General features: G+C 29.0%; 16 protein-coding genes. 13 read left to right on the top strand and 3 right to left on the bottom strand.

The window, feature by feature from the left end; translation table 11 throughout:
• Nucleotides 1–4: 4 nt before the first annotated feature.
• A complete protein-coding gene (guaB, locus tag J2S72_RS00835; protein ID WP_023056379.1) occupies nt 5–1,456 on the top strand; it encodes an IMP dehydrogenase in 1,452 nt (483 codons plus the stop codon).
• A gap of 50 nt (nt 1,457–1,506) precedes the next feature.
• Here guaB and J2S72_RS00830 read toward each other — a convergent pair whose 3' ends face one another.
• Nucleotides 1,507–2,874: an MATE family efflux transporter gene (locus tag J2S72_RS00830; protein WP_023056394.1), complete on the bottom strand. Its 1,368-nt coding sequence runs from the start codon at nt 2,872–2,874 to the stop codon at nt 1,507–1,509.
• A 109-nt stretch (nt 2,875–2,983) separates the two neighbouring features.
• Here J2S72_RS00830 and J2S72_RS00825 point away from each other — a divergent pair, with 109 nt between their 5' ends.
• Genes J2S72_RS00825 through J2S72_RS00810 form a run of 4 tightly spaced genes read left to right on the top strand, consistent with a single transcriptional unit; the run spans nt 2,984 to nt 6,762 of the window.
• Nucleotides 2,984–3,676, top strand: a complete 693-nt coding sequence (locus J2S72_RS00825) for a response regulator transcription factor (protein WP_023056376.1) — start codon at nt 2,984–2,986, stop codon at nt 3,674–3,676.
• Nucleotides 3,673–5,079, top strand: a complete 1,407-nt coding sequence (locus tag J2S72_RS00820) for a sensor histidine kinase (protein WP_023056426.1) — start codon at nt 3,673–3,675, stop codon at nt 5,077–5,079. Before J2S72_RS00825 ends, J2S72_RS00820 begins: the two co-directional genes overlap by 4 nt.
• A complete protein-coding gene (locus tag J2S72_RS00815) occupies nt 5,076–6,470 on the top strand; it encodes a hypothetical protein (RefSeq protein ID WP_023056337.1) in 1,395 nt (464 codons plus the stop codon). The genes J2S72_RS00820 and J2S72_RS00815 overlap by 4 nt, the downstream gene beginning before the upstream one ends.
• Nucleotides 6,451–6,762 carry a hypothetical protein gene (locus J2S72_RS00810; protein WP_023056391.1) on the top strand — a complete coding sequence of 104 codons (312 nt, stop codon included), beginning with the start codon at nt 6,451–6,453 and terminating at the stop codon, nt 6,760–6,762. Before J2S72_RS00815 ends, J2S72_RS00810 begins: the two co-directional genes overlap by 20 nt.
• Here J2S72_RS00810 and J2S72_RS00805 read toward each other — a convergent pair.
• Nucleotides 6,759–7,013, bottom strand: coding sequence for a GIY-YIG nuclease family protein (locus tag J2S72_RS00805; RefSeq protein ID WP_023056336.1), 255 nt, complete (start codon nt 7,011–7,013; stop codon nt 6,759–6,761). The two genes, J2S72_RS00810 and J2S72_RS00805, sit on opposite strands and share 4 nt — an antisense overlap.
• A complete protein-coding gene (locus tag J2S72_RS00800; protein WP_023056377.1) occupies nt 7,006–7,617 on the bottom strand; it encodes a regulatory protein RecX in 612 nt (203 codons plus the stop codon). The genes J2S72_RS00805 and J2S72_RS00800 overlap by 8 nt, the downstream gene beginning before the upstream one ends.
• 106 nt (nt 7,618–7,723) lie before the next feature.
• Between J2S72_RS00800 and J2S72_RS00795 the strand changes: the two genes are divergently transcribed.
• Genes J2S72_RS00795 through rho form a run of 8 tightly spaced genes read left to right on the top strand, consistent with a single transcriptional unit; the run spans nt 7,724 to nt 15,320 of the window.
• Nucleotides 7,724–8,164: an FHA domain-containing protein gene (locus tag J2S72_RS00795; RefSeq protein ID WP_036739922.1), complete on the top strand. Its 441-nt coding sequence runs from the start codon at nt 7,724–7,726 to the stop codon at nt 8,162–8,164.
• Between the two features lie 6 nt (nt 8,165–8,170).
• Nucleotides 8,171–9,424, top strand: a complete 1,254-nt coding sequence (locus J2S72_RS00790; protein ID WP_023056325.1) for an FtsW/RodA/SpoVE family cell cycle protein — start codon at nt 8,171–8,173, stop codon at nt 9,422–9,424.
• 5 nt (nt 9,425–9,429) lie between these two features.
• Nucleotides 9,430–10,854: a peptidoglycan D,D-transpeptidase FtsI family protein gene (locus tag J2S72_RS00785; RefSeq protein WP_023056419.1), complete on the top strand. Its 1,425-nt coding sequence runs from the start codon at nt 9,430–9,432 to the stop codon at nt 10,852–10,854.
• Nucleotides 10,855–10,864: 10 nt separating this feature from the next.
• Nucleotides 10,865–11,575, top strand: a complete 711-nt coding sequence (ispD, locus tag J2S72_RS00780; RefSeq protein WP_023056412.1) for a 2-C-methyl-D-erythritol 4-phosphate cytidylyltransferase — start codon at nt 10,865–10,867, stop codon at nt 11,573–11,575.
• A 2-nt stretch (nt 11,576–11,577) separates the two neighbouring features.
• Nucleotides 11,578–12,066: a 2-C-methyl-D-erythritol 2,4-cyclodiphosphate synthase gene (ispF, locus tag J2S72_RS00775; protein WP_023056408.1), complete on the top strand. Its 489-nt coding sequence runs from the start codon at nt 11,578–11,580 to the stop codon at nt 12,064–12,066.
• Nucleotides 12,063–12,719, top strand: coding sequence for a fructose-6-phosphate aldolase (gene fsa / locus J2S72_RS00770; protein WP_023056380.1), 657 nt, complete (start codon nt 12,063–12,065; stop codon nt 12,717–12,719). Before ispF ends, fsa begins: the two co-directional genes overlap by 4 nt.
• On the top strand, nt 12,719–13,687 hold the full coding sequence (gene glpX / locus J2S72_RS00765) for a class II fructose-bisphosphatase (protein WP_023056333.1): 969 nt from the start codon (nt 12,719–12,721) through the stop codon (nt 13,685–13,687). Before fsa ends, glpX begins: the two co-directional genes overlap by 1 nt.
• A 1-nt stretch (nt 13,688) precedes the next feature.
• The gene (gene rho / locus J2S72_RS00760; protein ID WP_023056329.1) at nt 13,689–15,320 is read left to right on the top strand and encodes a transcription termination factor Rho; all 1,632 of its coding nucleotides are present in this window, start codon (nt 13,689–13,691) and stop codon (nt 15,318–15,320) included.
• Nucleotide 15,321 lies beyond the last annotated feature (1 nt).

The raw sequence follows: 15,321 nt of genomic DNA, 5'->3' as shown, positions 1-15,321 counted from the left end.
AGTGATGGAATATATTGGAGAGGGTTTAACTTTTGATGACATTTTATTAATGCCAAGTTTTTCAAAGGTTCTTCCAAATGAAGTAGACTTAAAAACAAAACTTACAAATGAAATTCAGTTAAACATACCACTTATAAGTGCAGGTATGGATACTGTAACTGAATCACAAATGGCAATAGCAATGGCACGTGAAGGCGGAATAGGTATTATTCACAAAAACATGTCTATTGAAGAACAAGCTATTGAGGTGGACAAGGTAAAAAGAAGTGAACATGGTGTTATAACAGACCCATTTTACCTTTCAAGAAATCATACCATACAAGATGCTTCTGATATAATGAGTCACTATAAAATAAGTGGAGTTCCAATTGTTGAAGAAAATGGAAAACTTATTGGAATAATAACAAATAGAGATATCAGATTTGAAGATAATATGGAAAAGCCTATAGAGGAAGTTATGACTAAAGATCATTTAATAACAGGCAACGAACATATTACTATGGACGAGGCACTTAAAATCTTAAAAAAATATAAAATTGAAAAACTTCCACTAGTTGATAAGGAAAATAAATTAACAGGCTTAATAACAATAAAAGATATAGAAAAAATTGAACAATATCCAAATTCAGCAAGAGATAAAACAGGAAGACTTCTTGCGGGTGCTGCCGTAGGAGTTACAAAAGACGTTTTAGATAGGGTAAAGGCACTTGTTCAATCTAAAATAGATGTAATTGTTATTGACACAGCTCATGGTCAATCACAAGGTGTTTTAGAAACTGTAAAAAAAATAAAAAAAGCCTATCCTGAAATACAATTAATTGTTGGAAATGTTGCAACTTATCAGGGAACAGTTGATTTAATAAAAGCTGGAGCTGATTGTGTAAAAATCGGTATAGGACCTGGATCAATTTGTACTACAAGAGTCGTATCAGGTGTTGGAGTTCCACAAATTACAGCTATTCTCGAAGCTGCTAAAGCTGCTCGTGAATTTAATATACCAATTATTGCAGATGGAGGTATAAAATATTCAGGAGATATTACAAAAGCAATAGCTGCTGGTGGAGATGTAGTGATGATAGGGTCACTTTTTGCCGGAACAGACGAATCACCAGGAGAAGAAATCTTCGTTGAAGGAAGAAGATTTAAAACTTACAGAGGAATGGGTTCCATAGGTGCTATGAATGCAGGCAGTAAGGACAGATATTTCCAAAACAATACTAAAAAACTAGTGCCTGAAGGTGTAGAAGGTCGTGTGCCATTTAAAGGCAAGGTTGGAGAGGTAATATATCAACTTATGGGCGGACTGCGCTCAGGAATGGGATATGTAGGTGCTAAGGATATAAATGCACTAAAGACTAATACAAAGTTTATGAAAATCACTCCTGCAACATTACAAGAAAATCATCCACACAATATTACTATCACAAGAGAATCTCCAAATTATATAAGCAAATAGAAAATTCAATACAAATAAAAAATAGCCATTCTAAATTTAGAATGGTTATTTTAATAGGTAACTTTATTTGTTTTCCAAGTATCTTTTTTATAAAAATATAAAATAATTATTAAAAAAGTTAAATCATATAAGGGATAGGAAAAAGTTATAAATTTAAATGGTAAATTTAATCCATAGGTTACGAAAGCCGCAAATGGAAGTTGAATTAACCACTGAGGTACAAGGGTTGCTATTAAAAGAGGTTTAGTATAACCAGATCCCATAAAAGCAACACTCTTGCCCAAAGAGTATGCCTCAAGAGGAAGACTTATACTTACATAAGGGGCGATAGAAACTCCTATATTTAAAATATTTTGATCATGACTGAAAAGCATAAATGCTTGCTTTGAAAAAATTATAAATAAAAAAGTAAAAACAGACATAATATAAGCATTTAACCTTGCAGAAATATCAGCGGCTCTTTTAGCATAATCAATATTTTTTTCTCCGATTAAATGTCCTACAACAACACTGCCTCCCATCATAAATCCTTCAAGGGGCATAAAGGCAAACATCATAAGTTTTGATATAATTCCTATAACTGTTATTTCGGCATCTCCGTAGTGGGCTATAAATTTCATTAATACAGCCAAAAATAAGCTTCTTGTGAAGTTTTCTACTGCACTGGGAAATCCTATAGTTAAAAGTTTTTTATCAATATCTCTATTCATTTTTAAAAGTCCTTTTAAAGATACTTTTATATTATTTTTATTGCTATAAAGAAAATATCCTCCAATAATAACAGTTAAAATTGTAGATAATACTGTGGCAAGAGCAGCTCCGAATACACCTAAATTAAAACCTTTAATTCCAATGAAGGGGACTTTTTCAAACATAAGAATAGGATCCAATATAATATTAAAAATAGTTGCTATAGTCATTATTTGCATTGGAGTTTTTGAATCTCCATGGCATCTGAAAATAGTATTTATAGAATAAGATGCAAACATAAAAGGAATGAAAAAAATCCTTAAATAACCATAATCCATTGCGCACTTAATTGTATCAGGGTTTTTAGAATACAATCCGAGAATTGGTTTTAAAAAAATAAAAAGCAGAAATCCTGATAAAATTCCCATAATCATTTTGAAACTTATGGTTTGTTCGGAAACAATTCTTGTTCTATCATAATCTTTTTTACCGTGATATTGTGAAATTAAAGAAACGCTGCTTGCACCAATAAGTTCGTTAAAAAAGGTGAATAGCCAAAATACCGTAGTAAATATTGTAACTCCCGCAAGGGCTGTTTTTGAAATTTTTCCTATCCAAATCATATCAACAAGATCATAGAGAGTTTCAAGTAAAAATGAAATCATTGAAGGATAAGCGAGATTCCATATATTTTTTGTCAATTTTTTATCAATTTTTTTATAATCCATGAATTTATAATACTTTAATAAAAATTTAATTTCAACAAATAAGTTAAATCAATACAAATGTTTGAGTTTTTAATTTTATTTCTCTATAATTAATGAAGAGGGTGATATTATGAAAACAAAAATTTTACTTGTAGAAGATGAAGAATCAATAAGGAAATTTGTAAAAATAAATCTTGAAAGAGAAGGCTATAATGTTTATGAAGCTGAATCCGGAGAAATTGGAATTGAAATAGCAAGAAGAGAAAATCCTCAAATTGTTGTTCTTGATGTAATGTTACCTGGAATTGACGGCTTTGAGGTTTGCAATACTTTAAGAAAAGAATTTCCGGATTTAGGAATTATTATGCTTACTGCAAAGGCAGAGGATTATGATAAAATTATGGGCTTACAATATGGAACTGATGATTATATGACAAAGCCATTTAATCCTACAGAACTTACTTTAAGAATAAAATCCTTGGAACGTCGTGTAAACCCTGATGAAACTGCAAATTCAAAAATCATTTATGATCATCCTTTTAAAATGGATGTATATTCAAGAAAATTTTATAAAGAAGATAAAGAAATAGAGTTAACCCCAACAGAATTTCAAATTGTTAAAAATTTTATGGAGTATCCAGGACGTGCAATGAAAAGAAATGAAATTTTAAATATGGTTTGGGGAGATGATTTTGTTGGAGACTCTAAAATAGTAGATGTAAATATAAGAAGATTAAGGTCAAAAATAGAAGAAAATCCAGCAAAACCAAAATATATAGAAACCGTTTGGGGACTTGGATACAGATGGAAAAATGAGGAATGAAAAAAAGTTTAGGAAAAAGAATAACTCAATCATTTTTACTTATACTAATTACAATTATAATTATAACTGATGCCTTGCTTATATTTGGCATAAGAGAGTTTTATTATAAATCTATTGAAAATACTTTAATTAATAGAATCAAAATAAGCATGGATTTTTTCTATAAAAATTATTCTGATAAAAGCCTTTTAGAAATAGTTACTGAAGAAGGCGAATTAACTATTTATGAAAATGATTCTGAAGTTCAGATAATTGATGAAAATGGAAGACTTTTATATGACACAATAGGGGTAATATCTAACGAAAAAATTTCAACTCCCGATATACGAAATGCGAAAAATGAAAGCATAGGAACTTGGATTGGAAAGTCCAATTCAACAAATGAAATGGTAATAGCAGTTACAAGTGCAATTTATAAAGGAGATAAAATAAACGGGTATATTCGTCATTTAGCATCTTTGGAAATTGCCAATAAGGCTATAGTAAGATGCCTTTTTATCATAATAGCCGTAAGTGCTCTTATTGTTATTATAGCCGGTCTTTTCAGTTTGATTTTTAGCAAATCAATAACTAATTCGATTAATGAAGTAACTGCAGTAGCAAATAAACTGACGGACGGTCAGTATAAATCAAGGGCAAATATTCATACTAATGATGAATTGGAAGAACTTTCAAACTCCATAAATAAATTAGGAGAAGAAATTGTAAACAAGGATAAAATTAAAAATGATTTTATTTCTTCAATTTCTCATGAGCTTAGAACTCCATTAACATCCATAAAAGGATGGGCTGTAGTTTTAAAAGATTCAGACCCATTAAATAAGGAACTAATTTATGATGGACTTAATATTATCGAGAAAGAATCTGATAGGCTTTCAAAGATGGTTGAAGAGCTTTTAGATTTTTCAAGATATATTTCAGGAAGAATAAAGCTTGAAAAAGAACCTTTTAATATAAGTCAAACTTGTATAGAAGTTCAAAAACAAATGGGAATAAGAGCAGAACTTAATAAAATTGAATTTATAAGTGATTTATATAGCGAACCTGTTCTTACAATAGGTGATGAAAATAGAATCAGACAAATAATAATAAATTTAATTGACAATGCCATAAAATTTACCTCAGAAAATGGCTGGGTAAAGTTGGAAACAAAACTTGAAGAAGATAATTTTTTAATTTCAGTTTCAGATAATGGTTTAGGAATGTCAAAAGAAGAGTTGCTACATGTAAAAGAAAAGTTTTATAAAGGAAAACATTCTAAATCCCATAGCGGATTAGGTCTCTCCATATCAGATGAAATTGCAAAACTACATGGTGGAAAACTGGAGATCTTTTCCGAATTAAATCTTGGTACGGTAGTAAAGGTAACGATTCCAATAATTAAAGAAGGACAGACAATATGAAAAAATTTATTTTAATTATACTTTCATTTTTTATTCTTACATCTTGTTCTTTCATGGAAGAAACTTCGAATAAAATAGTTCCACCCACTTTAACCGAATCTCCAATTAAGGGAAAGTGGACAATTTCTAAAATTATTTTTGGAAATGATAAATTGGAAGATAGCTTCGGAATTAAAAATTATATAGGAAAAGAAAGTGCCTTTACTGTATCTGGTGCTGTAATAGGGGATTATTATATAAAAGACCCAACTTATAAAACAAGTTTAGTTAAATCTAACAAATTTTTAAATAGTAAATATAATCTCGATGCAGAAAAACTTGGTATCAAAGAAGATATGGTAAATATAATTGATGTCTATGAAAAAAATGAGCTTTTTTGTGAAATCTTGTATGAAAATTCTGAAAATGTTTATCTTATTTTTAATGGTATGGGAAATACATTTTTAAAACTTTCTTTAGTCAAAGATGATATTTCAGAAGAAGATTTTCAAAAAATAGTTGCATTACTTGGAGGGTCTGAGACAGCTAAAGAAAGTAAAGAATCTCAAAATGGATTTTTACTTGGATTAAAAGTTGATGAAAATCAATATAAAACCCTTTATTTTAATATTCAAGGAAATAAATTACAGTCGGTAGATAGTCTTAATTATTTAATTTTTCCGAAAAATAATGAATTTTTAAAACTTAAAATAGAAAATGAAGATGGAAATGATATATTAAAATTTATTTCAAATGAAACCAATGAAGCAATTTATAAAGATAATAATAAATCAAGTTCAAAAGAATTATCTTTTATTACCGGAGATTATTTTTCATATGAAAGTCTTGATAAAGATAAAAATAAAAAATTTTCAACTTTTAAATTTGAAAATGTTGGAAATCTTACTAAAATAGATTTAGATGATATTGCAAAAAACGGGCTTAAGATTTTTAAAGATCATTTAAAAACAATTGAAAGAGAAGATATTAAAGCTACAATTGATATTGCAAATATTGCATTAAAAAGAGATAATGGATATTGGAAATTGTTCGGAAGAATAAATTTTGACGAATCCGAAAAGTATGTTGATTTTGATGTAAATACTATTTTACCGAAAAATATTATAAAACATGAAGTTTTATCTATTCCAATGATAAGTATTAAAAACAGTTTACCAAATGTTAAAGATGCCTTCACATCTCCTAACAATAAAATTTTAATTACCTTGGAAAATAATTTCATAAAAGCTTATAATATTGAAAAGGGCAAGATAAATATCAAGCCTATATATTCCCTGGAAATTAAAAATGGAAGAGTTGTAATGACTGAGTGGAGTATTGGAAACTACACAAATATTTGGGAAAAATATATTAAATCTTTGGGAGGAAACCATGAGCAAATTAGTCACTGAGCTAATTGATATATTAAAAAATAATTCAGAATATATGACCATAGCACTTTTAATAATAGTTGCAGCTATTATAATAACTCTTGTAATAAATTTTATTGCAAGAAAACTAAAATTTGTAAAATATCTTCCAGGTCTTGTTTTTACATTTATTGGACTTTTTTCTATTTTTTCAGTTATGGGAAGGCTTTTTGAATCAAATAGCTTAAATAATATTTTAATTTTTATTATATTTATTTCTGCCGGAATAGTGTCTTTATTATTGGCTCTTATTTTAGGTATATTAAGTAATTAGCACGTGAATTTACGTGCTAATTTTATTTTTTCATCTCTTTTTAAATTTTTAATGGCGATTTCTCTTTTTAAAGCTTGAGACCTATCAAGACATTTTTCAAAATAAATTAATTTTACAGGAGTTCTTGATCTTGTGTATTTTGCACCTTTTTTTAGATTATGCATTTTCATTCTTTTTTCTAAATCATTTGTAATGCCTGTATAGATTGAATCATCACTGCATCTTACCATGTAGACAAAATAATTATTCATCAAAATCTTCCCTTAAAACTTTTTTTATTAAATCTATATCAAATCCTTTATTAAACATAGAATTTACTAGCTTGTAGTAGTAATTTTTGTCAGTACTTTTCAAAGTCTTTTTCTTTACAGCTATGGATTTTCTTAAATTTTCTATTTCAACATCTTCAGATAATTCCATAAGGGCAATATCTATAAATTTTTCTGGGATTTGTTTTTCCCTTAATTTAAAAATAATTTTATTTTTTCCATATTTATAAATATTTTGTCTATCCAAGCTGTAAGCTCTTGCGTAATCCAAGTCGTCCAAATATTTTATGGAGTATAAATAATCTATAACTTGGTCTATTATATTTTCTTCAAAATCTTTAGTTTTCAAGTAGAAGCGAACCTGATATTCTGATTTCATGTTTTTTAAATATCTAAGAGCAAGATTTTTTGCAGTATCATACTGATCAAAATATTTAAATTCTTCTGTCATATCTCTGTCTAATTCTTTTCCCACATAGAGATTAAATTTAATTAAAGTTCCCTGTCTTACTTCTATATTTTTATTTTCAAAATAAACTGTATATAATTTTTCTTTTTTATCATAATCAATTTTTTTAATAATCATTTTTTACCTCATAGATAGTTTAGCATAAGTTCCATAAAGTAGTAAAACTCTATACCAATTTTAAGTTTTGTGATAATATATGAATAGTAATTTTAAGGGGTGTTAAATGTTTGAGATAGTTTCACAAGTACTAAAATATGTATTCATACTTATAATTTATCTTTTTATTTTTAGTATTATAAGGCTTATGTACTTGGACATTAAGTCTATGGGCTCAAAGGGAGCTAATATAGATTCCGCTTATTTAAAAGTTGTAAACAGATTGGATTCTTTAGATTTCAAAATGCAAGAATATTATGTCCTAAATAAAAAATTGACAATGGGAAGATCATCTAAAAATACAATTTGCATTAAAGATAAATTTGTAAGTAAATTTCATCTTCAAATTTTCGAGGATAAGGGTTCTTATTTTATAGAAGATTTAAATTCTGCAAATGGAACTTTTTTAAATGGCGAAAAAATTGAAGATATAATCGAACTTCAAAATGGAGATAAAATCGGAATAGGTTTAATCCAATTTATTTATGTAGATACTAGGGGGCAGTAGATCTGAATGTTAAATTATATTACTAAATTTAGAAGGCCTCGAGATCTTTTACTTATTTTTGAACTTTTAGCCTTTTTATTATTGTTTTTTAAGAACAATAAACATGTAGACACTTATATTTGTATACTTTTTCTTGGCCTCGTCTTAATTATATACATTTCAAATTTTATTCTTGGAAAAATATCTTCTGGAGATAATTATATATTTTTAATTGTTTCCATGCTTCTTTCTCTTGGACTTGTTACTATTTATAGGATAAATCCGTCTTTGGGTCTTTTACAACTTGTATGGATTTTAGTTGGACTCACAGCTTTTTATGTTACCTATTTTTGTCTTAGAGCTTTTAAGAATTTAGATGACTACACAAAGCTATATGCTATAGGAATTTTTATATTACTTATTTCAACTTTAGTTTATAGCCTTATTTTTAAAAGAGGTAGAGAAAAGGGAGCATATAACTGGATAAGATTTGGAAGTTTTTCAATTCAACCATCGGAATTTGCAAAAATTTTGATGATGTTTTTACTTGCAAGTTACTATACTAAATTCAGATATTCCAACAATCTTAAAAAATTTAAAAACCCTCCTTTACTTCTTATGTTTGTCACTTATTTGTTTATAGGAGTTTTATTTATTGAAAGAGATTTAGGTATGAGTGTTGTGTTTTTAACTATTTATACTGTAACTCTTTTTATTTATGAAGATAATAAAAATATGTTTTTTATAAATTTGTTTTTAATTTTACTTGGAGCCACTATAGGATATTTGAAATTTTCCCATGTAAGATTAAGGGTTTCTGTTTGGTTAGATCCTTGGACCGATCCTTATAATGATGCAAGACAAATTGTTCAATCTCTATTTGCTATAGCAGAAGGAGGGTTTTTCGGATCAGGAATAGGAAGAGGATATCCTGAGCTTGTTCCTGTGCCCGTAAGTGATGCAATTTTTCCTGTAATTTGTGAAGAAATGGGAATTTTTATAGGTATAGGGATAATAATGCTAAATATGCTTTTGACTTATAGGGGAATGAAAATCGCCCTTAATCAAGAGTATTTGTTTTATAGAATCTTAGCAATTTGCGTTGCTTGCCTTTTTGGAATTCAAAGTTTTTTAAATATAGGCGGTTTTATTAAATTTATTCCAATGACTGGTATAACTTTACCATTTGTTTCCTATGGTGGTTCATCTATGGTTACAAGTTTTATTTCTCTTGGAATTTTACAAGTGGCAAGTGAAGATTTAACTTATAAATATGAGTGAGGAAAATGTTAAAAGATAAAAATAAAATTATAATTGTTTTAGTAGGCCTTATTTGCATGTTTTTATCTCTAATTGTTTATTTGAGTTATTTTACTGTATTTAAAGCTCAAAAAATTATTGATAACCCTGCAAATAGGAGAGAAACTATTGATGAAAATAAAATATTACGTGGATCAATTTTGGATTCAAAGGGAAATATCCTTGCTTATTCAGATGGAAAAGAGGGTAAGTATCAAAGACACTATAACTATCCAATAACTTATTCACACATAATTGGCTACTCTGATAAAATCATGGGAAAGACAGGGATTGAAAAGAGTTATGATAAATATCTATTAGGAAGAGAAAGCTCAAAAGCTTTAAAAAGTTTAAAATCTTTTTTCAACCCTGATATTCAATTAAATATAGGGAATAATGTTGTGCTGACTACAAATTCAGACATTCAGCAAAAAGCAAGAGATTTACTAAATGAAACTGGAGCTGCTGGTGCTCTTGTTGCTATAAGACCTAATACTGGAGAAATATTAGCTATGGTATCTTTGCCTGATTTTAATTCTCAATCAATTGCTCAGGATAATAAGGCTCTTATAGAACAAAATAGGGGAGCTCAATATAATAGGGCTCTTTGGACAAAATATCCACCTGGTTCAACTTTTAAGGTGATAACTGCTGCATCAATTATAGAAAATAAATTAGATCAAAATTACAAAGATGAAGGTACGCAAGAAATTGATGGTAGAGTTTATACAAATGCCGGTGGAAAAGATAATGCTTACGGAAATGTAAATTTAAAAACTGCTTTAGTAAATTCTATAAATACTTATTTTGTTAAAAAATCTGTTGATTTGGGGTCTGAACATCTTGGAAAAAGTGCAGATAAATTTATGTTTAATCAAAATTTTAAATTTGATTTACCATTTCATGAATCTATTTTTGATTATAATAATATATCTAAAACGGACCTTGCTTCTTCAGGAATAGGGCAGGGAAATGTTCAAGCTACTCCGCTTGAAATGTGTATGGTTGCGGCCGGAATAGCAAATAACGGAAATATTATGAAGCCCTATTTAGTTTCTCAAGTTAATACATCTGATGGTGAAAATTTATTAAATGCAGAACCTAAAGTTTTATCTTCAGCAATTTCTGAAGATACAGCAAACGAATTAAAAGAATATATGTTAAGTGTTGTAAGCAATGGGACAGGTTCTGCCGCTTATAGAAGAGGATATAAAATTGCAGGTAAAACTGGTACTGCACAAAAATCTACAGAAGGAACTGAAAATTATGCCTGGTTTATAGGATTTGCTCCTGCAAAAAATCCTAAAATAGCAGTAGCTGTTGTTTTAGAAGATGTAGAAGACCATGGTGGAAAAATAGCAGCCCCAATTGCAGGAACTATTATGAAGTATGCATTGGATTTGGGAGTGTAATTAAAAATTTATGTATAATGAAAATTTTGTTACTGCAATAATAGCAGCTGCCGGTATGGGTAGAAGAATGAAAAAAAGCTTAAATAAGCAATTTTTATCTATAAATGATTTGCCTATATTAGCTCATACTTTAAAAAAATTTGATAATTGTGCATATGTTGATTTTATTTTAATCTTAATTAAAGAAAGTGACATCCCTTATTTGAGTTTTATTTTAAATAAAAATAAATTAAAAAAAGATTTTAAAATTGTATATGGGGGAAAAGAAAGAAGTGACTCCATTTTAAATGGCTTAAAAAATATACCTAAAGAAACAAGCATTGTTTTGACTCATGATGGAGTTAGGCCCTTTGTAAGTGAAGAAAAAATTAGAGAAGCAATAGAAAATGTATTTTTTACAGGAGCCTCAGTTTTGGGAGTACCTGTAAAAGATACTGTTAAAGTTTCAAAAAATGGGAGCTATGTAGACTATACTCCTAAAAGAGATGAGCTTTTTGCTATACAAACTCCTCAAGTTTTTAAAACAGATTTATTGTTGAAAGCATATAAGATTGCAGAAGAAGAAGGATATACTGCAACTGATGATTGTGCTCTTGTTGAAAAAATAGGAGTCAAGGTTAAAATAATACCTAGTGATTATAAAAATATAAAGATTACAACTCAAGAAGATTTAATTATTGCAGAAGCAATTGCTAAATCAGAAAGTCAAGAAAGGAAGTAAACATGAAAATCGGAATTGGAATTGATGTACACAAATTAGTTGAAGGTAGAAATCTTATACTTGGAGGTATAAAAATACCATATGAAAAAGGACTGGAAGGACATTCTGACGCAGATGTTTTAATACATGCTATAATGGATGCAATTTTAGGTGCATTGGGACATTATGATATAGGTCATGAATTTCCTGATACGGATCCTAAATACAAGGATATAGATTCTTTTATACTCTTAAATAGAGTAAAAGATATAATGGAAAGTAAGGGTTATTTTATTGAAAATATAGATTCTGTTATAGTAGCTGAGAATCCTAAACTTGCACCCTATATAGATGATATGAGAAGTAAAATAAGTAGTGCCCTTGAGATGAATGTTAACAATGTATCTGTAAAGGCAACTACAACTGAAAAACTTGGTTATATAGGAAGAGGAGAGGGCATAGCAAGCCATGCAGTAGTATTATTAAATGAAAAGGTAGTTGATGCGTTTTGAAATTTTTTATTGACACAGCAAATATAGATGAGATTAAGGAAATAAATTCTTGGGGAATTTTAAGTGGAGTTACAACAAATCCAACTTTAATCGCTAAAGAAGGTAAAGTTTTTGAAGATGTAATTTCAGAAATTGCAAAAATCGTTTCAGGACCTGTATCTGCAGAAGTAATATCAACAGATAGTCAGGGAATGATTAATGAAGCAATGAAATTAAAAGATATAGGAGATAATGTAATTATTAAAATTCCAATGACTGAAGAAGGTTTGAAGGCTGTTAGCTTTTTATCTAAAAAGGGAATAAAAACTAATGTTACTCTTGTTTTCAGCGTTTCTCAAGCAATTCTTGCGGCAAGAGCAGGAGCAACTTATATAAGTCCTTTTTTAGGAAGATTGGATGATATTGGTGTAAATAGTAAAGACCTTATAGGAAATATATCAAAGATTTTTGAAATTTATGATATAAAAACAGAAATTATAGCTGCAAGTATAAGAACACCTAACAATATACTTGATTCACTGCTTGCAGGATGTGATATTGCCACAGTTCCCTATAAGGTTTTTAAACAAATGGTTAAACATCCATTAACTGATAATGGGTTGGATAAATTTTTAAATGATTTTAGTAATGTTAAAACAAAAGGAGATTTTTAATGAACAGAAATTTAGCATTAAATTTAGCAAGAGCTACTGAAGCTGCAGCTCTATCTGCTGCTCAATGGTTAGGTAAGGGTAAGAAAAATGATGCAGATGGTGCAGCAGTAGAAGCTATGAGAAAGCTTTTTGATACAGTTGATGTAAATGGTATAGTAGTAATAGGGGAAGGAGAAATGGATGAAGCTCCTATGCTCTATATAGGAGAAGAAGTTGGGACTAAGGTTCCTGGCTCTGATGAAATTGATATTGCAGTAGATCCTCTTGATGGAACTACATCAATTGCAAATGGAATGAATAACTCAATTGCAGTTCTTGCTGCAGCTCCAAGAGGATGCTTACTTCATGCTCCTGATATTTATATGGATAAAATAGCATGTGGTCCAGGAGCCAAAGGATGTATAGATCTTGAAGATACAACTGAAAACAACATAAAAAGAGTTGCAAAAGCTCTTAATAAAAACATAGAAGAAATTACAGTTTCTGTTTTAAAAAGAGAAAGACATGACAAACTTGTAGAAGAAATCAGAAAAACAGGCGCAAGAATAAAAATGGTAAGTGATGGAGATATTTTAACTGCTATAGAAACTTGTTTTGAAGATTCTGGAGTAGATATGATTATGGGTATTGGAGGAGCTCCTGAGGGAGTTATTGCAGCTGCTGCTCTTAAATGTTTAGGAGGAGATTTTCAAGGTAAACTTGTTCCTTCTGATGAAGAACAAATGGAAAGATGTAAGTCTTTTCACAATGACCTTGAAAAGATTTACCATATAGATGATCTTGTAAAGGGTAATGATGTTATTTTTTCAGCTACAGGTGTTTCTTTTGGAGAAATTTTACAAGGTGTTAAATTTTTAAAAGATAATAAAGCTACAACTGAAACTCTTGTTACAAGACTTCCCAGCGGTACAGTAAGATTTATTAAGAGTATTCACAATTTAAACACAAAACCAGAATACGCAAAATAATATGAATAAAGAAAATTCTACTTCAAAATTATTATCAAATAAAACAATTGAAGATTTAAGAAAAATTGCTCTTTCTATGGGTCTTATAGATAATAAGTTTTATGAGAAAGAGGACTATATAAAATTTATTGAAGATGGACAAATACCGAAAATTTCATATTCTAAAGACAAATTGGAAAATTTAAATAGTTCAGATCTTAGAGACATAGCAAAAAATTTGGAAATTACATCTCCGTATAAATATAAGAAAAATGAATTAATAATAAAAATACTTGAAATTTCAGACAATTCTTGGAGTGAAAATCTAAGGGAAAATGATGATTTAGAAAAATTATCAATGGATGATTTAAAAACTCTTGCAATAGAATGTGGACTTGAAAATCCAAACACATTAAGTAAAGAAGATTTGATAAAATATTTGCATAAAAACAAACATAAAATTTCTAATAAAGTTGAAGAAATAGATAAACTTGATACAAAAGATCTATCTGACAATGCAACAGAAGAAATAGAAAAACTTGAAAAAATAAATTATGTCACAGGTATTTTAGATCAACTTCCTGATGGATACGGATTTTTAAGAACTGAAAATTATTTGCCCAGCGAAAATGATATATATGTATCTCCATCTCAAATTAGAAAATTTAGACTTAGGACAGGAGATAAAATTCAAGGAATTTTACGTCCATCAAAAGATGGAGAAAATTTTAATGCTCTAATCTACATTAATAAAGTAAATGACTTAAAAGCTAAAGATATAATAAATAGACCTTCCTTTGATAATTTAACTCCAATATATCCTAAAGAAAAAATAAGTTTGGAAACAAAACCTGAAGAACTGGCAACAAGGCTTATAGATTTAATAGCACCTATAGGAAAAGGGCAGAGGGGTCTAATTGTATCTCAACCTAAATCTGGAAAAACAACTCTCTTGAAAAAAATTGCAAGTGCAATATCAACTAACTGCAAGGATGTTGATTTAATTGTTCTTTTAATTGATGAGAGACCAGAAGAAGTAACTGATATGAAAAGATCAGTAAAAGGAGAGGTTGTATTTTCTACCTTTGATGAACTTAGTAGGAACCACACAAAAGTAGCTGAGATGGTCATAGAACGGGCTAAGAGGCTTGTAGAACTAAAAAGAGATGTAGTTATATTAGTCGATTCATTAACGCGCCTTACAAGGGCGTATAACCTCATTACACCACCAAGTGGAAAAACTCTTTCTGGAGGAATTGATCCTTTGTCTTTTCATAATCCAAAAAGATTTTTCGGTGCGGCAAGAAATATAGAAGAGGGCGGTAGCCTTACAATACTTGCAACAGCTCTTGTGGATACAGGCTCAAGGATGGATGATATAATTTATGAAGAGTTTAAGGGGACAGGAAATATGGAAATTCATTTAGATAGAATGTTATCTGAAAAAAGAATATTTCCTGCCGTTGATATCTTTAAATCGGGTACGAGAAAAGAAGAATTGTTGCTTAATAAAAAAGAATATGATTTTTCCATAGATATAAGACGGGCAACTAGCGATGAACAAAAATTAAAAATAACTGAGTATCTTTTAGATAATTTAGGAAAATTTAAAACTAATAAAGAATTTTTGGAGAACATAAAAATAGAATTTTAAA

Origin of the sequence: Peptoniphilus koenoeneniae, assembly GCF_030812875.1 — a bacterium.
GTDB lineage: Bacteria > Bacillota > Clostridia > Tissierellales > Peptoniphilaceae > Peptoniphilus_B > Peptoniphilus_B koenoeneniae.
The sequence above is the reverse complement of the archived record's forward strand: the minus strand, read 5'-3'. Positions and strand labels throughout refer to the sequence as shown.